This window comes from Kordiimonas lipolytica (genome assembly GCF_001550065.1).
In genome coordinates this window covers 38,563-57,556 of the sequence record NZ_LRUB01000007.1, presented here as the reverse complement: position 1 = coordinate 57,556, position 18,994 = coordinate 38,563, and the positions used below count along the sequence as shown (strand labels likewise).

Annotated in this window: 19 protein-coding genes; 12 read left to right on the top strand and 7 right to left on the bottom strand. The window is 51.8% G+C overall.

The features are described from left to right. Positions 1-21 precede the first annotated feature (21 nt). The gene (locus KORM41_RS21690; RefSeq protein ID WP_156431887.1) at positions 22-195 is read right to left on the bottom strand and encodes a hypothetical protein; all 174 of its coding nucleotides are present in this window, start codon (positions 193-195) and stop codon (positions 22-24) included. Between the two features lie 151 nt (positions 196-346). Here KORM41_RS21690 and KORM41_RS04040 point away from each other — a divergent pair, with 151 nt between their 5' ends. Both KORM41_RS04040 and KORM41_RS04035 read left to right on the top strand, forming a co-directional pair. Next, a complete protein-coding gene (locus KORM41_RS04040) occupies positions 347-802 on the top strand; it encodes a thiamine pyrophosphate-dependent enzyme (RefSeq protein WP_082719733.1) in 456 nt (151 codons plus the stop codon). A 39-nt stretch (positions 803-841) separates the two neighbouring features. Continuing rightward, entirely contained in the window at positions 842-1,894 is a 1,053-nt protein-coding gene (locus tag KORM41_RS04035; RefSeq protein WP_068144911.1) for an N-acetylneuraminate synthase family protein, read from the top strand. A gap of 63 nt (positions 1,895-1,957) precedes the next feature. Here KORM41_RS04035 and KORM41_RS04030 read toward each other — a convergent pair whose 3' ends face one another. From KORM41_RS04030 to KORM41_RS04015, 4 genes are read right to left on the bottom strand one after another with little or no spacing between them, the layout of a single operon-like run. Beyond that, complete coding sequence (locus tag KORM41_RS04030; RefSeq protein ID WP_068144908.1) at positions 1,958-3,187, bottom strand: class I SAM-dependent methyltransferase; 1,230 nt, start codon at positions 3,185-3,187, stop codon at positions 1,958-1,960. A gap of 1 nt (position 3,188) precedes the next feature. After that, positions 3,189-4,934: a cytidylyltransferase domain-containing protein gene (locus KORM41_RS04025; RefSeq protein WP_082719732.1), complete on the bottom strand. Its 1,746-nt coding sequence runs from the start codon at positions 4,932-4,934 to the stop codon at positions 3,189-3,191. Next, a complete protein-coding gene (locus tag KORM41_RS04020) occupies positions 4,916-5,782 on the bottom strand; it encodes an N-acetylneuraminate synthase family protein (protein WP_068144901.1) in 867 nt (288 codons plus the stop codon). The genes KORM41_RS04025 and KORM41_RS04020 overlap by 19 nt, the downstream gene beginning before the upstream one ends. A gap of 5 nt (positions 5,783-5,787) precedes the next feature. Further along, a complete protein-coding gene (locus KORM41_RS04015; RefSeq protein WP_068144899.1) occupies positions 5,788-7,578 on the bottom strand; it encodes a tetratricopeptide repeat protein in 1,791 nt (596 codons plus the stop codon). A gap of 185 nt (positions 7,579-7,763) precedes the next feature. On the opposite strand from KORM41_RS04015, the gene flbT reads away from it, so the two are divergent. Continuing rightward, on the top strand, positions 7,764-8,156 hold the full coding sequence (flbT, locus tag KORM41_RS04010; RefSeq protein ID WP_068144896.1) for a flagellar biosynthesis repressor FlbT: 393 nt from the start codon (positions 7,764-7,766) through the stop codon (positions 8,154-8,156). Between the two features lie 34 nt (positions 8,157-8,190). After that, entirely contained in the window at positions 8,191-8,622 is a 432-nt protein-coding gene (gene flaF / locus KORM41_RS04005; RefSeq protein ID WP_082719731.1) for a flagellar biosynthesis regulator FlaF, read from the top strand. Positions 8,623-8,675: 53 nt separating this feature from the next. Here flaF and KORM41_RS22150 read toward each other — a convergent pair whose 3' ends face one another. Then, a complete protein-coding gene (locus tag KORM41_RS22150) occupies positions 8,676-8,867 on the bottom strand; it encodes a hypothetical protein (RefSeq protein WP_231727129.1) in 192 nt (63 codons plus the stop codon). A gap of 19 nt (positions 8,868-8,886) precedes the next feature. On the opposite strand from KORM41_RS22150, the gene KORM41_RS03995 reads away from it, so the two are divergent. The 7 genes from KORM41_RS03995 (at position 8,887) to KORM41_RS03965 (ending at position 16,593) form a co-directional block, all read left to right on the top strand. Continuing rightward, positions 8,887-9,711, top strand: coding sequence for a flagellin (locus KORM41_RS03995; RefSeq protein WP_068144888.1), 825 nt, complete (start codon positions 8,887-8,889; stop codon positions 9,709-9,711). Positions 9,712-9,943: 232 nt separating this feature from the next. Continuing rightward, positions 9,944-10,768 (top strand): flagellin, encoded by an 825-nt coding sequence (locus KORM41_RS03990; protein WP_068144886.1) that lies wholly within the window; start codon positions 9,944-9,946, stop codon positions 10,766-10,768. A 276-nt stretch (positions 10,769-11,044) separates the two neighbouring features. Further along, entirely contained in the window at positions 11,045-11,869 is an 825-nt protein-coding gene (locus KORM41_RS03985; protein WP_068144883.1) for a flagellin, read from the top strand. A 115-nt stretch (positions 11,870-11,984) separates the two neighbouring features. Beyond that, a complete protein-coding gene (locus KORM41_RS03980) occupies positions 11,985-12,395 on the top strand; it encodes a flagellar protein FlaG (protein ID WP_068144880.1) in 411 nt (136 codons plus the stop codon). 225 nt (positions 12,396-12,620) lie between these two features. Then, positions 12,621-13,466, top strand: a complete 846-nt coding sequence (locus KORM41_RS03975; RefSeq protein WP_068144876.1) for an AAA family ATPase — start codon at positions 12,621-12,623, stop codon at positions 13,464-13,466. 5 nt (positions 13,467-13,471) lie between these two features. Next, a complete protein-coding gene (locus KORM41_RS03970) occupies positions 13,472-14,644 on the top strand; it encodes a vWA domain-containing protein (RefSeq protein ID WP_068144873.1) in 1,173 nt (390 codons plus the stop codon). Positions 14,645-14,799: 155 nt separating this feature from the next. Continuing rightward, positions 14,800-16,593 carry a glycosyltransferase family protein gene (locus KORM41_RS03965; RefSeq protein WP_068144870.1) on the top strand — a complete coding sequence of 598 codons (1,794 nt, stop codon included), beginning with the start codon at positions 14,800-14,802 and terminating at the stop codon, positions 16,591-16,593. A 66-nt stretch (positions 16,594-16,659) separates the two neighbouring features. On the opposite strand, the gene KORM41_RS03960 is transcribed toward KORM41_RS03965, so the two are convergent. Beyond that, the gene (locus KORM41_RS03960; RefSeq protein WP_068144865.1) at positions 16,660-17,157 is read right to left on the bottom strand and encodes an energy transducer TonB; all 498 of its coding nucleotides are present in this window, start codon (positions 17,155-17,157) and stop codon (positions 16,660-16,662) included. A gap of 317 nt (positions 17,158-17,474) precedes the next feature. Here KORM41_RS03960 and KORM41_RS03955 point away from each other — a divergent pair, with 317 nt between their 5' ends. Beyond that, positions 17,475-18,959, top strand: a complete 1,485-nt coding sequence (locus KORM41_RS03955) for an alkaline phosphatase (RefSeq protein ID WP_068144862.1) — start codon at positions 17,475-17,477, stop codon at positions 18,957-18,959. Positions 18,960-18,994: the final 35 nt, after the last annotated feature.

Below are 18,994 nucleotides of genomic sequence, written 5' to 3'. Positions count from 1 at the left end.
AAATAGAGGTCTCGCGACTGTTCACAGCTGGCGTTTGGCGCGCGTTTGGGCGGCAAGCGCCCATGCCTCCTTATCCAGAATTCCGGCCTTGGGTTGCTGGGCGATGCCCTTTTCGGGCTTCAGCATCTCTACCGGCAAGGGCTTGTGATGGTCGTAACCGCGCGTGGCGAATTGCCATGGGAGGAGCCCCAGCATCACCACTGGGGGCAGAAGTCATTGACCGTTCTAGACGCCTTTGACGTCACTGTATTTGATTTTCAGGTTTTGGGCTGTGACTCTTTTTCCCTTGCGGCCCAGGTAGCGTTTTCGCAGGAAAAAGTAACCGCCGTTCTCATGCACAGGGGGAATGTCAGTGAATAGAGTTGAAGCGATCCAGTCCATTCAGGACAAACACCCCACTGCGGCCATCATATACAGTAATGGCCTGACCTCGCGCGAGGCCGCCCATTTCTGCCACCGCCCAGGAAATTATTATTTGCTGCATGGTATGGGCGAAGCCCTGAGCGTGGGAGTTGGCCTGAAACAGGCGCGCCCGGATATTGACGTTGTGGTAGTGGATGGAGACGGAAATGCCGCGATGGGCCTGGCCAGCAGTTGTATGCTGCCTTTGGAAGGCCTGACCTATTACGTCCTGGATAATCAGAGCTATGAAACGACAGGCGGACAACCCACTTTTTTCCTGGATGACAAAGTGCCCCAGGCAACCGTGATCAAAATCGCTACCGGCAAAGAAGACACTCCCAACCCACCCGCTCCAGAGCAAATTCAAGCAGAATTCAGCGCCTGGCTGGCCCGGAAATAGGCATGCCAGCTGCGCAACACCATTTGGAAAGAGCAAATCATGACCAATAAGATCTTTTCTATCGGCAACATTGACATGGGCGAAGGCCTGCCTTGCCATTTGATTGCGGAAATCGGGTTGAACCACAATGGCAGCGTTGATCTGGCCAAAAAGATGATTGACGCAGCCGTCTTGAGCGGCAGCTCGGTTGTAAAATTCCAGAAGCGCGAACCATCCGCGCTTGCCACCGCAGCCTTTCTTGATGCCCCTTTCCCCAAATGTCCTGCCTTTGGCAGAACGCAGCGGGATGTAAGGGAAAAACTGGAACTTGGGCTGGATGAATATATTGAGCTCAAGCGGTATGCCGAAAGTCTGGGCCAGATTTTCTGTTCCTCAGTATTTGACCTTGTCAGCCTGGAGTTCCTGCAAAAAGTCGACATCGACCTCATCAAGATTGCGTCTCACAGCCTGACGAATGCCCCACTTCTGGAAGCCATTGCCGATACCGGCAAACCGGTCATGCTTAGTCTTGGCGGCACTACCTGGCAGGAACGCGACAAGGCTGTTGAAATCCTGAAAGACAACCAACTGATGCTTTTCCACTGCGTCAGCGCCTACCCCACACCGGACAGCCAGGTAAAACTGGACACAATCCAAACCATCAAGGACCGCTATGGGCTGCCTGTCGGCTTTAGCGGCCACGAGGCTGGCACTGCCCTTTCCTTCGCGGCTGCAGCGCTTGGTGCTTGCGCAATCGAGCGCCATTTCACCCTGAACCGTGCCATGGTGGGGCTTGACCACACCATCAGCCTGCTACCGGATGAGTTTGCATCACTTGCCATGGACCTGAAGCGGTTGCATCAGGCGCGGGGAGTGGCTGAGCCGCTGCAAGCGGGCGAATTTGCTGCGCGGAACAACTATCATGTTTCCATCTGTTCCAGCCGGGCGCTAAAAAAAGGCCAGACAATCAGCGATGGCGACATTGTTTGCAAGCAACCCCTGACAGATGCAGCCGACTTTTTCACCGGCATGGAAGTTGACGCGATTCTGGGTCGTACGATGGTTGAAGACCTGCCGGCCGACACTCCGATCCCTCGCGCGCAGGTTAAATAAAAAGAAAGGTCGCGGAAACACCGCGACCTGTTGCATCAGCCTCTATATAGATAGGGGCGTGGCCTAATAAGTTGTTACGCGGTCATAGAGCTTCATTATGGAAGATGCTGGGATGCCGCGCGCAATGGCCAGCTCATAAATCTTTTCCTGCCCGCCATAACTGGATATCAACAGCCCCGTTTCAGCCCAGTCAAATTCTTCCAGACAATCAGGTGACCTTATTTCGATACCACGCCAAGTCCGTCCTTGTTTCATCTGATCTGAATCAACCGCTAGAAATTCAGCATCCCGAAAGCGTTCAAAGAAAGTAGTTCTTTGCAAAATATACTCGAGATGCATTCCCGCTCCCCAGATCGCGATCTGCGACATGGCCGGGAATTGCGAAATGCTTTTTTCCGCATCGATTAAAGCCTGGCTAAGGCTGGCCCTTACTGCATGAAGCCTGGAATAGTCTTCAAAATCCGCCGTAATCTCACCAACATGATCGTCCGGATAGGCAATGACACGATGCCCATTATAGTCCGCTGCATCCTGGCTTTCCGCGATACGCCAACCTGCCTGCATAAAGGTTTGACGAAGCGTATGCTTGCTGAAATGGGTCAGGTGCTGAGGCGAAAAGAACCCATGTATGTCGTTCGTAAATCCAAGTTCAAGCACAGGAACCTCGACAACAAGCGCAGTCTTTTCGTGGGAAAAATCCCTCAACACACGTAGAACGCCAACCGGATCTGGTAGATGCTCCAGAACATGGAACATTGTGAAAACATCCACCTGTTCATCCAAGCTGATCTCTTCAAAACGCCCCTGCAAAAACAGATATTCATCGCCAGGGTAATTCTTCTTCGCCCGTTCGATGGCCGGTCCGTCGAAATCAACCCCAATGAAGCGCCTGCCTACAGGAAGTTGTGCTAGGAACTGGCCTTCGTAACAACCGATATCCATATAGCTGAACGTCTCATTTTTCAGACCATTTTTGTCGAGCCACGCGATCTGTTCGTCATGACGGCCGCCACCGTCCCCGTACGATCTGCCGGCTTCTGAGAAAAGGACTTCAAACCCACGATCTGAATAGGCCGGGTTCATGAAAAGCGTAAGGCAATTGCGGCACTGAACCTGACAAACGTCAGCCTGCTTGGATACATCAGGATGATCTGTGAAAAACTGCAACCCAGGCAACGCTTCCACAGCGCGTGTCTGATCAGTGCTGCATACCGGGCAAGCACGTTCTGAAACATAGGTGCTGTCTTCCTTGCCCCAGCTGGCATGACTAAGTGCTGAAAACGACGCTTTCATGTCACGTCTCCCTTTTCTTTAAATATGCCTTCATGATGGACGTCACGGCTTCCCGGCCGCCATCATTCGTTAGCTTCCCGGTCGCGGTTTTGATCAGATGCTGACGCAAAGCGCTGTCGGAAATCAATTTCGATAGAACGGGGCCTATTTCTTCCAGGTCATCGACAGGCATTGCCACACCTGCCTCTTCCAAGGCCCGCCATTCGCCGTCGGACACCGTCCCCAAAGCATCATACACCACAGTCGGCAACCCGGCGTTTAGGCACTCGAAGAAACTGACACCATACGCCGCGACTGCCGCATCATAGGACGCGAGCTCACCGGCCAGATTTGGGGAGGCCTCCACAGGCTTCCAGTTTTGGTGGCCAAGCCCTTCAAGGGGATCAGCCGTACCGGGCCATATCACCCAGGAAACGGTGACGCTTCTGGGTAGTCCCGACATCAGTCCGGAAGCGAGCTGCTTCGCTCGTTCTCCGGCCAAGCCTGCGCCAGAAAGTACAATAACCCGCTTCACTTCACTCACCGTGTCTGGCCTCCGTACCACCCGCCTGAGCAGAAAATGATTCCACCCAAAGCTTGAAGGTTGAAAATCGGGTCGGCCGTTTACAAAGCTGGGCATCATGAGGAAATCTGGTTCAAGCCCAATGTCCGGATTGTCAATCGAGACAATGAAACAATCGCTATCGGCGTCTTTTTCTCTGTCTGCAAAATCGAAGTTGGCTCCCTTAAGGTCCTGAACCAAGATATCGGCGCCCTGAAGCTTGGAAAGCAATAGGCCCCTTACATCTGTGCCATCGGATATTCGAGCAACAGGAACACCCTGAAAATCCAGTTCCGGGAGTGCATCACATTTGACAAGGAATTCAAGCGATGCCGAATAGCAGTCCTGAAAAGCCCTTGCCAGAACAATCATGCGTGCCAGGTGACCAAGCCCTATGCCCTGCCCGGCTTCAACAACAAAGCAAACGGATGGCGGCTCTTCACCAACATGTTTTTGGTGCACATGGGCATTAATATCATGCCACCGCCCCTTCTGGAGCATGGAGATCACCCAAGATAAAGAGACAATCGTATCGCTGCTATGGCTTTCATACCAAGCATCATAAACAGCCTGCATAAACTGTAAATCTGAGTAGGTATCAATCGAAATGCGGTGCGTTACCGTCGCATATAAGGGATCTTCGGCAAAATAACAGATTCCGGTTGGGTCTACTTTGCCAGAATGATGGTAGGCGGACGCCAAATGTTCCTTTTCGTATGCTTCTGTCGAGGCCTGAGCAATCTTGTCCCAGAAACTCCGCCGATATACATCGAAGCCCTCATGAATATATCGGCCACCGTCGGGGGCGGGCGTCAATGTGACAAACTCGGCCCCAGGGTGCGCTAATAGTTCCTTGATCATACCGTCCAATGTCACAGGCTCAATCAGAGGGCAGTCTCCGCAGATATATACCAATAGATCCGGGTCATAGTCCCGCACAACGGCGTCTACCCGCCCCACGACATCATCAATGTCACCGCTATAAGAAAAGCAGTCGACACCCGCGCTTTCAGCCCACTCACGCAACTCGTCATTGAAAGTCTCGTCTGTGGTCGCAATCACAATTCCGGTGATATGGGGAACCGCTTGCAGCCGGCGGACGATATGACTGATCACCGGCTCTCCAAAGAGAGGACGAAGTTGCTTTTTCGGGAGCCTGCTGGAATTAAGCCTTGCACCGATAACAGCTAGGACTTGCTGGCCCATTGCGCCCTCACGCTCTTATTTGGCCTCAGGCCATCATCAGGGGACGCGCGCCAAGGTCGATCCTCGATCTCCGCAGCTGTAGGGGCCTTTTCCCCGCTGCCATCAATAAGTGTCCCCTGCCGATGGAACGCAATAACCGGGGCAATCTCCTCAGGCAGCCAGCAATGCCCTGTTTCATATTCTGCCCCTGCACCGTCGATATCCAAATGGAATTCAATGACACTGGCGCCCCATTTTTCAATCGCTCGAGATACAACAAGTGGATTGCGGCTGTGGTCTGACCACCCCACCTTACATCCAAATGCATCCCGCAGCGTGGCAATTGCAGACAGATTGCATTGTTCAAGGGGTGTTGGATAACCCGAAATGCAGTGTAACAGCGTCAGGTCACGGCCACCCGCTTGCTCAAAAACCTCAACTGCGTGTGCCACTTCCGCTAAATAAGCCATGCCGGTAGACATCACGAGAGGCTTGCCCGTTTGGGCACAGGCCCGGATCAGATCATCCCACGGCATTTCATAGGAAGCGATCTTGTAAAAGTCTACATAAGGCAACATTTCCTCGACCGCTTCCAAGTAGAAAGGCGTGCACGAAAACTGCATTCCCTTCTTGTGACTGCGCTCTGCCAACGGCTTTAGGAATTCAACAGGGAGTTCCCAATGTTTCCGGCGACGATGCTCTTCGCTGCATTTGAGGATTTCCGGAGCAAAAAGCTCATCGATCCGAAACAATTGGAATTTTACGGCATCGCAACCGATGTCAGCTGACACGTCGATAAAATCCATGCAGCGCTCAAGGCTCTGCGCATGGTTGCTGGACACCTCAGAGATAAATAATTCCTGGCTCAAAACGGCTATCCCAGGTTTCGACGAATGGTATCCGCCGCGAACTCTGCAACCTCCGCCCAAGAAACCCCACCTTGAGCGTCGATAAAGGTCGTGCCCGGCGCAAACGGAATCTTTTCCCGGTCACCAAAACACCACCATGGAGCAATCTGGGTCAACAAGACTGTTCTGGTTCCAATGGCTTGAGAAAAGATTGCCGGTGCACTTACCGCTGCAACAACAAAATCGCAATTGTTCATAATAGCCAGGTTAGCCTCAATATCCTTTTTCAAGTCCACGTCATCGAATTGAATAATGTCAACGCCGAACAACTCTTTTGCGCGCACCAATTCGTCAGCGCACTCCCCATACTGGAGATTTACGAAATCCACCTCATCTTTCAAAGCAAAGAGAGGACCCAACTCCTCAATACTGGCGTAGATTCCTGAGCGAAGGCCGGTCAGGTTACCACTTCGCCAGGCAATCCCAATCTTCGGTTTGCTGCCTGCTGCTGCCAATTTATCCTTGAATTTTTCATCCAGTTCAGGATCTGGTACCAGATACCCAGCCGGATGAGGTTTGATATTTGCAGTTTTAGTCCATTCAAAACGCGGGCAACTGGCGACCTCAATCGCATAGTCGATGGAAATTTCGCCTTTAGCCATATCCGATTCAATTTTTGGGAAAGACCGATAACGATAGTTGTGCGCAAAGGCATCCCGGTAGGCCTCGACAGTCGCGTTTGGAAAACGCCGCTGATAAATGGATACGAGCCTGTAGTCGCAACCAATATAAAGTTTTTCTACCTGCTCATAGAGGAAGGTCATATAGGTCCCGAACATAACTTCATCGCCAATACCCTGTTCCCCCAATATAAAGAGAGATTTTCCGGCCAGGTCCTGGCCTTTCCACTTCGGCACTTTATGCGTAAAGATTTGCGTTTGGTTCAGGCGGCGAGTGTGATCGAGCCTTCTGGTGTAATTATCCCAGGCTTTGTCAAGTTTACCAAAGTAAAACTGTAACTGTGCTGCACCAAGAAACGGTTCGGGATTTGAAGGATTAGCCCTCATGGCCCGTGCGTCCATTTTCAGCGCCTCCTCCAAACGCAGGTCAAAGGTCAATGACTGCGCGTAGTTGCTGAGGGCTTTATAATTGGTTGGGTCAACCCGCAGCGCCTCATCCAGAAACACGTAACTTGGCCCAATCCCGTCGCGAAAACGCACCATCGTAGCCAGGACATTCCATAAGTCGCCATGCTTTGGAAACCGCGGCAAAACAGCCTGCAACAGTTCTATACCCTCGTCATACCGTTCTGCGCCCGAATAGGCCGATGCGAGGTTGACGAAATGGGATGGGGTATCAGCATCCATCGCAATCAACTGGTGCCCGACTTTGATGGCAATGTCGTAAAATTCCATTTTTACCGCCAGCTCAAGCATGATGGCACAGATGTCAGGCGTAGGCTCATGATATTTGAGCGCCCGCTCTAACACTGCAATCGCCTTCTCGCGCACGCCCAGCTGTACCAGTGAGTGAGCCAGCAAAGTCAGGAGTCCCAAGTCGTTCGGTACCGCATCCCAGGCAATCAACAAATGCTTGGCTACGTTTCCCCAGTCCATCTTTTTAGCCGCCTTCTCGGCGGCCTTAAACGCCTTGATCGCCTCCGGCTTGGAAACAGTCTGAGGAGATTTCTGAATATTGAAATCCATCCCGAGTTGCTGCAGGTCTTCGTCATCCAGTTCAAGCCCGATATCGCTTGTATCAATTACAGGTAGCCCCTCCAATAGAGCGTCCTCTTCGGATTTCGTATTAGCTGGCACCGGCAAACTCCTTCTGTCTTTCCAATAGTCTGGCGATTGGCGTATTGATTATGCACCATCAAGTGGCGGATGCAAGCCAGGTGCCAATCAATTATTTTATGGCGTATTAAGATTAATGCCTTATGATATAGGCAGAAACTGTCCCTCTGGGTGACAAATAGAATACGACCATTGGGGAGGAATGAATGGCGTTAAAGCTTTCTTTAAAGCCTGATGAGAAACTGGTGATTAATGGCGCGGTAATTGCAAATGCCGACAGGAGGACGACGTTGATCGTCCACAACAAGGCCTCGATCTTACGAGAAAAGGATATTTTGCAGGAAGAAGACATTACGACACCAGCTCGGCGCATCTATTTCCCAATCATGCTGATGTATATGGATCAGGGACAAGTCGACAAATACTATGAAGAGTTTGTCGTACGCATGACGGAATTCATGAATGCTATCAGCACACCTGACGCTGTAGAACTTTGCGTTTCAATCAGCCGGGACGTAATGGAAAAGAACTATTATCGAGCACTAATGAACTGCAAAAAGCTGATCACTTTCGAGAAGACGAGACTTGGGGGAACGTGAGACAAGGTAGTAGAAGGTAGTAACGGAAAAGTAGATGTCATACCAAGCTTACCAGAAAGCTCAGCATTCGGCCGAAAACCCCAGCCAGGTGGAATATAGGCTTTTCGCTGAGGTCACCAACGCCCTTATCAAGGCTAAAGACCGAAACATCCGCGACAAGGAAATGGTAGAGGCGCTGGATTGGAACAGACGGATGTGGTCCGTACTATCGTCAGACTGCGGCACCGAAGGCAATGGCCTCCCCCCGCAGCTCCGCGCCGGTATCATCTCGCTGTCTATTTGGGTATCCAAGCATTCCTCCGCTGTTGTGCGCGGTGAAGAATCCATAGACGACCTGATCAACATCAATCGCACGATTATGGAAGGTCTTGCAGACCAGGCCAGGCTGCAACAACGCGCTCAAGAAGAAAACAATGATGCGCAACAGCAACCACAAGACCAAAAGCCAATCAACTCCCTCCTCTAGGCAACTTCTGCCCCATTCGGCAATTTTTGCCGAATTTTCATGACACTTTTTTCCTAGCCGGCATTTTTTGCCGCCCCACCCCAACAAGCCAGCCCGATACTTATCCGCACCGAGAAAGCTAAAAAGATAAGTATTTTCAATACTGTGGGCATTATTTTCCGAGCAATGGGAAAAATTGGCACACCCCATGCAATGTTGAATTTCGAAAGCAAAAGGCTTTCATGAGCAAAAGGCTCAAACGACATCTCAGAATGGAGAAACAACATGTCTTTTTCTGTTAACACCAATGCTGGTGCATTTGCAGCTCTGCAAAACCTCAACTCCACCACTAACATGCTCAACAAAACTCAGACCCAGATTAACACGGGCCTGAAGGTAGCGTCTGCCAAGGACAATGCGGCCGTATTCTCGATCGCGCAAAAACTGCGTGGCGACGTTTCCGGTTTGAATGCTGTGAAGTCCTCCCTGGACCGCGCGCTTTCTACCATTGACGTGGCCGTGGCGGCAGGTGAAGCAGTTTCCGACCTTCTCATTGAAATGAAAGAGAAGGCTGTGGCTGCAAAAGACGCTGGCCTTGACACTGCTAGCCGTACTGCCCTGAACGACGAGTTCACTGAGCTTCGCAGCCAGATCACATCGATCGTATCGAACGCTGAATTCAACGGCACCAACGCGGTTGACGGATCCAACGCAATTGTTGCGATCACTAACGACGATGGCTCCAACACGATCTCCATCCCTGCACAGGATCTGGCCCTCAGCGGCACCACTGTGACAGTATCTTCTGCAACGGCAATCGACACGTCCGCTAATGCATCCGCTGCAGTTGACCTCATCGAGGCCTCCATCTCCAACGTGAACACTTCGCTGTCCGCTCTTGGTGCTGGCGCAAAACGCCTGGAACTGCAGAAAGAGTTCGTAGGCAAGCTGTCTGACACCATCGAAGTTGGTATCGGTAACCTCGTTGACGCCGACCTGGCCAAGACAAGTGCGCAGCTGCAATCGCTGCAGGTTAAACAGCAGCTTGGTCTGCAAGCATTGTCGATCGCCAACCAGGCACCATCGACGGTACTCGGACTGTTCCGTTAAGCAGTTCCTCGAAATCACATTCTTTAAGGGGCCTCAGGGCCCCTTTTTTTATGCACACTTTTTGCCCTGAAACGGCAATCTTTGCCTGCAACTTCTGCCGCACCCCCTCCATCCGCGACTGAGAAATGCAAATTCTCCATAACTTTCAATGCATTAAAACTGGCACGCCCCTTGCGCTATCCAGAGCCAAGAGCAAAAGGCTCAGTTATTACTCTCAGAAAGGAGACCAGAGATGGCTTTTTCAGTTAACACCAATGCATCCGCCCTGTCCGCACTTCAAAACTTGAACAGCACAGATCGGATGCTCGGAAAAGTACAAACGCAGATTAACACGGGGCTTAAAGTGGCTTCATCGAAAGACAACGCAGCAGTATTCTCTATTGCACAGAGCCTTCGGGCAGATGTGTCAGGCTTGAATGCTGTGAAATCCTCTTTGGACCGCGCGATGTCGACAATCGATGTTGCTGTTGCCGCCGGCGAAGCCGTTTCCGACCTTCTCATCGAAATGAAAGAAAAGGCAGTGGCCGCAAAAGACGCAGGTCTTGACACTGCCAGCCGCACCGCACTGAATGACGAGTTCACAGAACTACGCAACCAAATCACATCCATTGTCGACAATGCGGAATTCAACGGAACAAATGCCGTTAATGGTAGCGCCGCTATCGTGGCCATTACCAACGACGACGGTTCCAATACAATTTCCATTCCTGCGCAGGACCTGGCCCTCAGCGGTACCACCGTGACGGTTTCCAGCGCCACTGCGATTGACACTGCAGCCAACGCGTCTGCAGCCGTGGATCTGATTGAAGCGTCGATCACAAATGTGAACCAGTCACTCTCTGAATTGGGCGCTGGCGCAAAACGTCTCGAACTGCAGCAGTCGTTTGCCAACAAGCTTTCAGATACGATCGAGGTCGGTATCGGCAACCTCGTTGACGCAGACATGGCAAAAGCATCTGCACAGCTGCAAGCGATGCAAGTGAAGCAGCAGCTGGGCCTGCAGGCGCTTTCAATTGCCAACCAAGCACCTCAAGCTGCCGTAAGTCTTTTCCAATAAAGCCATATCAGACATCCGGGCCGGCCTTTGGGCCGACCCGGCATTTTTTTCCCCTCCACTAGGCAAAAAGTCACCCCACTTCTCAAATGTGGAAAATTTTGCCTACCTATAAATTATACCTAAAATTGACCAAATCCAATATTTTCCATTGTTTACAAATAGTTAAATAAGTTTCCATTTTCCACCTAAGTGGCACTAATATTGCAAGTTAAGCGCTAGGACAAAAGGTCCTTAGGGCAAAATGCCCGTTAAATAACTCCAAAAAGGAGAAGCAAAATGGCTTTTTCGGTAAACACTAATGCGGGCGCGTTTGCTGCCCTGCAAAACCTTAATTCTACGAGTAGTAACCTCAATACGGTGCAAAGCCGTATTAATACGGGTTTGAAAGTAGCTTCTGCAAAAGACAATGCTGCCGTATTCTCGATCGCGCAAAAACTGCGTGGCGACGTTTCCGGTTTGAACGCTGTGAAGTCCTCCCTGGACCGCGCGCTTTCTACCATTGACGTGGCTGTGGCTGCAGGTGAAGCAGTTTCCGACCTTCTCATTGAAATGAAAGAGAAGGCTGTGGCTGCAAAAGACGCAGGCCTTGATACTGCCAGCCGTACCGCCCTGAATGACGAGTTCACTCAGCTTCGTGCCCAGATCACATCGATCGTATCGAACGCCGAATTCAACGGTACCAACGCGGTTGACGGCTCGAGCTCAATCGTTGCAATCACTAACGACGACGGCTCCAACACGATCTCCATTCCTGCACAGGACCTGGCCCTCAGCGGCACCACTGTGACCGTTTCCTCTGCTACGGCAATCGACACGGCTGCTAACGCATCCGCTGCGGTTGACCTCATTGAGGCATCCATTGGTAACGTGAACACGTCACTGTCTTCACTTGGCGCTGGTGCGAAACGTCTTGAGCTGCAGAAAGACTTCGTTGGCAAACTGTCTGATACCATCGAAGTTGGTATCGGTAACCTCGTTGACGCGGATCTGGCCAAAGAATCTGCAAGCTTGCAAGCACTGCAAGTGAAGCAGCAGCTTGGCCTGCAGGCACTGTCGATCGCCAACCAGGCGCCTTCGACCGTACTTGGGCTCTTCCGTTAATTTGAGCTGATCGGTGGGCCGCCATCCGGCACCCAAGGCGGCCCACCCTTCGCCCAGGCAAGAGCATGAACGTTAACGAAACAATGAAAACATCCATTGTTTCAGGAGTGGACCGATGACTGAGATTGGAAAAGTAGGCGGCAGCGCTCAGGTCCTAGACCTGCAAGGCGCAAAATCTGCCAAGCCAGCCTCGAATGACGTCGACCGCTATACAGGCATCAAGCCCCAAAGCGGGCCAACGTCAGGAGTTGAACCTCTTTCCGCTGTTGAGAAAAAGGTTCAGAATGCCAATGCTACACCGCTGGAGCGGGCGGCTGAGGCACTGCAAGGCTTCCTTCCGGAAGAGGAGCAGGCTCCGAATACGCGGCTGCGTATCGATAAAGACGACGAAACAGGACGGTTTGTTTACAAGAATATCGACACCGAAACCGGTGACGTAATCAAACAGTTCCCACCAGAATCGATCCTGGAGTTTCTGTCTTACTATCGGCATGTCGCTGGACTGGCAGTAGACGATAAAGCCTAGGCTTGAGTTAACCCATTTTAAACGGTTGATGCGCTAGCATTACTCAAGCCTAAGCTGAAGATGAATAGTTCTCCTGTATCTGCCCCAATGGGTGCGGAACAGGCTTTTTGCGTTTTCTCAAAGCTTGTCGTCCCCTCCCCCTTCTTCAAAAGCTTGGGCTGGACATCGAGAGCATATGCGCTACGTAAGTAGCAATTCGATTTGTCTGTTTCAGGAGTAGAAAAAATGAAATTTGCTGGCACCGAAAATTACGTCGCCACCGATGACCTCAAGGTTGCCGTGAATGCGGCTGCGACGCTAAGGCGCCCTCTCCTTATCAAAGGTGAACCAGGAACCGGAAAAACCGTTTTGGCTAACGAAGTGGCGGAAGCCTTTGGCTGTCGGCTTATTGAATGGCACATCAAATCCACCACAAAGGCGCAGCAGGGCCTTTATGAATATGATGCCGTTTCCCGCTTGCGAGACAGCCAGCTCGGCGACGAAAAAGTCAAGGATATCAATAACTACATCAAGAAGGGAAAGCTCTGGGAAGCCTTTACCTGCGATGAGACACCTGTCCTTCTCATTGATGAGATTGACAAAGCGGATATCGAATTTCCAAATGACCTCCTTCTGGAACTCGACCGAATGGAGTTTCATGTCTATGAAACCGGCGAGACTGTGAAGGCGAAAAATCGCCCCATCGTGATCATCACGTCCAACAACGAGAAAGAGCTACCAGATGCCTTCCTGCGTCGCTGCTTCTTCCATTTCATCAAATTTCCTGATGCGGAAACCATGAAAGATATCATCGCGGTTCACTATCCGGACATCCAGCAAAGTCTGGTCAAGGAAGCCCTGAATGTCTTCTTCGAGCTCCGGGAAGTCCCGGGCCTGAAGAAAAAACCATCAACCAGTGAGCTCCTGGACTGGCTCAAGCTCCTGATGGCCGAAGACCTGCCGCTGGATGTGCTAAAATCGAAAGACCCGAAAACCATTATCCCGCCGCTTCATGGTGCACTTCTCAAGAACGAGCAGGACGTGCATCTGTTTGAGCGACTTGCCTTCATGAACAGGCGCCAAGGGGCTTGACGGCCATGTTCAACAGCTTCTTTTACGATCTGAAAAACGGCGGTGTCCCGGTCAGCATCAAGGAGTATCTGACGCTTCTTGAAGCCATGAAGGCCGGCTGTGCAAACTACAGCGTGGAGGATTTCTACTATCTCGCCCGTTCAGCCTTCGTGAAGGATGAAAAGAACCTGGACAAGTTCGACCGTATCTTCGGCAAGACATTCGAAGGGATCGAGTTTATCGGCGATGAAGCTATGGAAATCCCTGAAGAATGGCTGGAAAAACTTGCTGAGCTCTATCTTTCGAAAGAAGAAATGGAGGAGATCAAGTCCCTCGGCAGCTGGGACGAGATCATGGAAACGCTGAAAAAGCGCCTTGAAGAGCAACAGGAGCGCCACCAAGGCGGCAACAAATGGATTGGTACTGCCGGCAGAAGCCCTTTCGGCGCCTATGGTTACAATCCCGAAGGCGTTCGGATCGGCCAGGACAAAGGCCGCCACGGTCGTGCTATCAAGGTCTGGGACAAGCGCGAATACAAGAACCTTGACGACAGCGTCGAACTTGGCACCCGCAATATCAAAGTAGCTCTCAGGAAACTTCGGCAGTTTGCCCGCGAAGGCGAAGCAAGCGAGCTGGACCTGGACGGCACCATCCGTGCGACAGCGCACCAGGGCTACCTGGACATCAAGATGGTTCCTGAACGGCACAACTCGGTAAAAGTGCTGCTGTTCTTTGACGTTGGCGGATCAATGGATCCGCATATCAAAGTGTGTGAGGAACTGTTTTCTGCCGCCAAGGCCGAATTCAAGCATATGGAATTCTTCTACTTCCACAATTGTCTTTACGAAAAGGTTTGGAAGGAAAACAGCCGCCGCTTCAACGACTTCATCTCCACTTTGGATGTCCTGCACACTTATCCGCACGACTATAAGGTCATTTTCGTTGGTGACGCTTCCATGAGCCCCTATGAGATCACCTATCCAGGGGGCTCGGTTGAGCATTGGAACGAAGAGTCCGGCGAGGTCTGGATGAACCGCCTTACACAGGTTTATCAACGGGCCGTATGGCTGAATCCCATCCCGGAAACGCACTGGGATTATTCACAATCTATCCAGATCATGAAAACGCTGATGGAAGACCGAATGTTCCCTCTGACCGTAAGCGGTATCGACCGCGCAATGCGCGAATTGCGCCGCTAACGCCCCTATCCCTCAAAAATAGCTTTAAACTTTAGATTGCGCTTATTAAATCTAAAGTATTATTTTGCAGATAACATATACTTTAGTGTATATGTGACGCAATTGGTATTTGATTTGCTTTGATTTCAACTAGAAGAAATCAAAGGAGCTACCAAATGCAATCTACGCAAACGCTGTTGAACAAGCTTCAACAGATGGAAAGTGCGGCGAATGGCGACATCGCATATATCCACGACCTGGAAAACCTCTATGAGCAACTGGCTGGCCAAGGCCTTGAACTAAGTCAGGATTTTCTCAGGGCCCGAAATATTTTCCGGGTAAAAAATGCACACTTGATGCAGCAACCCCGCCCTAAAATACTTCTGGGCTTGATCAATTCAGAACATTTTCCAAACTTTCACACTGTGCCATTGATGCGCGTCGCTGACGTTGTGTCCATCACTACAACAGTGCCAAAGAGCAATGAAGTCGACCGCCTCCACCTCACAATAGGAAACACGTCACTAAGTGACGCTATTGATCGGCTTCCCAGCGGATTTGGCCCGGACCTCTATTGGGACCCCCAGATATGTGGCGCGAGTGTGCTTCCAATTGGCCTCGAAAAGCTGCCTTTTCCAACTGTCGGCGGGCTGTGCCATCAACACCTGACGCTATCAATTGAAAACTTTTCCCACTTCTATGATTTTCTTTGCCCGCTTTCCGCGCGTTATGTTGAGCTCGTCGGAAACGCCTTTCCAGATAAGATAATCTTGGACCTGCCTTTCGGTGGCAATTGGGGGTCATTTAAAGACATTATCCCCCCACTCGACGACACAGAACGAGACATCGATCTTTTGCTTAGCTTCAGCAACAGTTCTGAAGGGGCGTATGGGGCCTTTCGCAAAAAGACCCATACATTGTTCGAGGCGTTCAAGAAAAAATATGGGAGCCGCTATAACCTCGTGGCGATTTCCGGACTGACGAGGACAGAATATATTCAACACCTGAGACGCAGTAAAATTGCTCTCAACTCTGTTGGACAGCATGGCCCCTATAATTACCGCACCTGTGAGATCATGAACGCGGGTGCCGCCATGATGCAATATGATGCAGTGTTTCCAATCGGTGACTTGAAGCTGGACCAATATTTTAGAGACGGTACTGAGGCCGTCTTGTTTGATGAAGGAAACTTTGAACACAAGCTGCTGGATTTGTTGGAAAATCCTGAGAAAGCCAAAGCTATTGCGCAGGCCGGACAGCACAGAATGAACACTGAATACAGCTACGAGAGCATCTATCGCATGCTCATTCAACAGGTTCAGGACAAGGCAGCGTCCACAAAGCCCAGGACCTTGACACGCGAGCAAGCAGTAAATCACAGGATTGCGGGCCTGTTCCACGCTCCGCAATCACACAAAAAGCCATATGCGCTATATCATGCAATGCTTCACTCGCTGCAGACACAAACTTCGATGGAGCATGCGCTCCTGGCTCAGTTTGACCTTTTGCGGGCAGACATTTTCACACCTCTGCTAATGAAAATCGTCAGGGATGACGCTCTGACCACAATGATCCAGCAACAAACGCTTTCCGGCTTGGACGGCCTCTATCAACGCATAGCCGAACCCACTATAGTCGACCGATGGAACGTAGTAATGCATCGTTTGCGACTGGGTGTATGTGATAATGACATGCTGGCACAAATCAGGGATGACCTGAAAGGCAGCGACCAGGCAGAACATCTGCTGAATGCCACCTCGCTGATATACATTCCCAAGGTTCCACAACTCGACACAGAAGCAGCAGCAAAAGCCGAACTAAACCATCTTTCGACCCAGTATTTGCTTGCAGGAAACGATGCCTCGCAGAAAGACAAAATCCTAAAGGCTTACATGTGTGAGATTGCCGACCTCGCACTTGCATACACGGGCCAGCGGCCCAAACCTATCGAGGGGCTTCGCCTGGCCTAAACAAAAAAAGGGGCTGACCAGCCCCTTTTTCTTGCCTTTTAGATCACCTGAGTCTCGCCCAACCCATCAATCCGCACTTGCCGTTCTTTCGAACGATATGCTGGCGGTCAGAGGACCGCGATTGCCAGCAATCTCGCGACCGGTAACGCGGCCTTCTCGCATCAGATTGCGCTGTTCCATCGCAGACCCGGCCAGGGCGTAATTCAGCTGAAGTGAGAATGTCAGCTCCTTGCCATCAAAGTCTGCCGGTAGCGCCGGAAAGTCGGCACGTTCCACAACGCGCCTGGCCGCGGAATTCAAAAGTGGACTGTCTGTGCGCTGCAGCAGGTCGGACGCCACCACATCCCCTGCCCGGTTGACTGTAACACGGAAGCTGGCGTACCCCTGATCACCTTTGCGGGCTGCAAAAACCGGATATGTCATCACCTTGTCAACGCTGCTTCCTGCGCTTTCAGCCCAGGCGTTAAGCCCACTGTCATGGCCTGCCTGCGCCGCCCCGCTAAACATGGTCGCGGCGGAAACTGCAGCAGCGATAGCGGTCTTTTTCATGAAACGGATAGTCATTGTATTCTCCTCGCTTTGGATTGTGTGTCGCTTGTGTTTCAAGTCCGGCTTTCTCTCACGCTGTTTTTGCTTTGCGCCGGTAAGGAGAGATTGGCAGATCAGAGGCGGAACGCGATGCCTACACGACGAGCGGAGGAGAAAATGCGATCTTCCGATAAACTCTGAGACAGAAGTTTATATCCATTTCACCTGGCCGTGACAGATCACAGTCTTACTGTCACAATAAGTCTAAATTTGCCTTTTATAGCTGTCGTCGAGTTTGCTAAAAGAAGGGCGATGTGCGCCCACATATCATTTCGAGTTCCGGGAAGGACTTTATGAAAAACATTGGATTGAAATCTGTGGCAATCGCGACAACCGCCTTGGCCACCACATTGTTCACTGCAAGCGCGCAGGCTGAAGACACCGGCACAGCTGAAACGTGGCTCGAAGAAGGCGCACGGGTCGTCGCGGAAAAGGCCGCCGAGCCGGTAAACACAAAACGGGCCAAGAATGTCATCCTCTTTGTTGGTGACGGAATGGGTATTTCAACGCTGACGGCTGGGCGCATTCTGGAAGGCCAGATGCAAGGCAAGTCTGGCGAGGAAAACTATCTCAGCTTCGAACGCTTCCCATATACGGCCCTTGTCAAAACCTACAATGTCGACGCACAGGTGCCAGACTCTGCCGGCACAGCATCTGCACTCAATACCGGCTCGAAAACGCGTATTGGCGTTATCAACACAGCACCAACCCAGCCAAACGGCCAGTGTGCCGGGGCAATGGAAACTGCGCTGACGCCGCTCGCCCACTATGCTGAGAAAATCGGCATGGCGACCGGAATTGTCAGCACCGCGCGCCTGACACACGCGACACCTGCCGCGGTCTATGCTCACAGCCCAAGTCGTGGCTGGGAAAATGATGGCGAACTTCCGGAAGAAGCTGTGGCAAACGGCTGTAGGGACATCGCACAACAAATACTAAACCCGATCGGCGGGAACGGCCTAGAAGTGGCGTTGGGCGGCGGGCGTCGCAACTTCCAACCCTTGGGCACAGGGGAAGGTCGCCGCAAGGACGGACGCGACCTGACCCAGGAATGGATGGCAAGCGATAGCAGTGCCGCCTATGTGGAAAACGAGCAAAGTCTGGCGCAGGTCGATATAGCCAACACATCGCGCCTCTTGGGCCTGTTCGACAACTCCCACATGCAGTTCGAAGCCCAGCGCGGTGACGAGCAACCAGACCTCGCCGAAATGACCGAAGTCGCCATCAAGATGCTGCAGAAAAATGACGGCGGCTATTATCTCATGGTTGAGGCCGGGCGGATTGATCACGGCCATCACGGGGGCAGCGCCAAAGCCGCGCTCTATGACACGGTTGCTCTGTCCAAGGCTGTACGCAAAGCCATGGAAATGGTGGATCTGGACGAGACGATGATCCTTGTAACCGCTGACCACAGCCATGTTTTCACCATGGCTGGCTACCCCAAGCGTGGTAACCCGATTTTCGGCCTTGTAACCGGGCCTGGTGAAACGGAGCCGACGTTGGCAAAAGATGGCAAGCCATACACCACACTGGCCTACCAGAACGGTCCTGGCGCCGTGCAGGGTGAGCGTAAGCATCTGACGGAAGAAGACATCGCGGCTCCAGACTTCCGCCCGCAAGCCCTGGTACCAACCCGCAGCGAAACCCACGGCGGCGAAGACGTTGGGCTGTTCGCCATCGGCCCGAGGGCCCATATCGTGCGCGGCACCATCGAGCAGAATGTTATCTTCCACATTATGGATTACGCCCTGGATCTCAGGAAGCGAGCTTCGGAATAGTCCCAGTCATAGGAAAACAAAAAAAGGGACCGACT

Excerpts from the sequence above, each read along its gene's own strand:
- KORM41_RS21690 (WP_156431887.1), bottom strand. The coding sequence starts at position 195 with ATGCTGGGGCTCCTCCCATGGCAATTCGCCACGCGCGGTTACGACCAT.
- KORM41_RS04040 (WP_082719733.1), top strand. The coding sequence starts at position 347 with ATGTCAGTGAATAGAGTTGAAGCGATCCAGTCCATTCAGGACAAACAC.
- KORM41_RS04035 (WP_068144911.1), top strand. The coding sequence starts at position 842 with ATGACCAATAAGATCTTTTCTATCGGCAACATTGACATGGGCGAAGGC.
- KORM41_RS04030 (WP_068144908.1), bottom strand. The coding sequence starts at position 3,187 with ATGAAAGCGTCGTTTTCAGCACTTAGTCATGCCAGCTGGGGCAAGGAA.
- KORM41_RS04025 (WP_082719732.1), bottom strand. The coding sequence starts at position 4,934 with ATGGGCCAGCAAGTCCTAGCTGTTATCGGTGCAAGGCTTAATTCCAGC.
- flbT (WP_068144896.1), top strand. The coding sequence starts at position 7,764 with ATGGCGTTAAAGCTTTCTTTAAAGCCTGATGAGAAACTGGTGATTAAT.
- flaF (WP_082719731.1), top strand. The coding sequence starts at position 8,191 with ATGTCATACCAAGCTTACCAGAAAGCTCAGCATTCGGCCGAAAACCCC.
- KORM41_RS22150 (WP_231727129.1), bottom strand. The coding sequence starts at position 8,867 with ATGTCGTTTGAGCCTTTTGCTCATGAAAGCCTTTTGCTTTCGAAATTC.
- KORM41_RS03995 (WP_068144888.1), top strand. The coding sequence starts at position 8,887 with ATGTCTTTTTCTGTTAACACCAATGCTGGTGCATTTGCAGCTCTGCAA.
- KORM41_RS03990 (WP_068144886.1), top strand. The coding sequence starts at position 9,944 with ATGGCTTTTTCAGTTAACACCAATGCATCCGCCCTGTCCGCACTTCAA.
- KORM41_RS03985 (WP_068144883.1), top strand. The coding sequence starts at position 11,045 with ATGGCTTTTTCGGTAAACACTAATGCGGGCGCGTTTGCTGCCCTGCAA.
- KORM41_RS03980 (WP_068144880.1), top strand. The coding sequence starts at position 11,985 with ATGACTGAGATTGGAAAAGTAGGCGGCAGCGCTCAGGTCCTAGACCTG.
- KORM41_RS03975 (WP_068144876.1), top strand. The coding sequence starts at position 12,621 with ATGAAATTTGCTGGCACCGAAAATTACGTCGCCACCGATGACCTCAAG.
- KORM41_RS03970 (WP_068144873.1), top strand. The coding sequence starts at position 13,472 with ATGTTCAACAGCTTCTTTTACGATCTGAAAAACGGCGGTGTCCCGGTC.
- KORM41_RS03965 (WP_068144870.1), top strand. The coding sequence starts at position 14,800 with ATGCAATCTACGCAAACGCTGTTGAACAAGCTTCAACAGATGGAAAGT.
- KORM41_RS03960 (WP_068144865.1), bottom strand. The coding sequence starts at position 17,157 with ATGACTATCCGTTTCATGAAAAAGACCGCTATCGCTGCTGCAGTTTCC.
- KORM41_RS03955 (WP_068144862.1), top strand. The coding sequence starts at position 17,475 with ATGAAAAACATTGGATTGAAATCTGTGGCAATCGCGACAACCGCCTTG.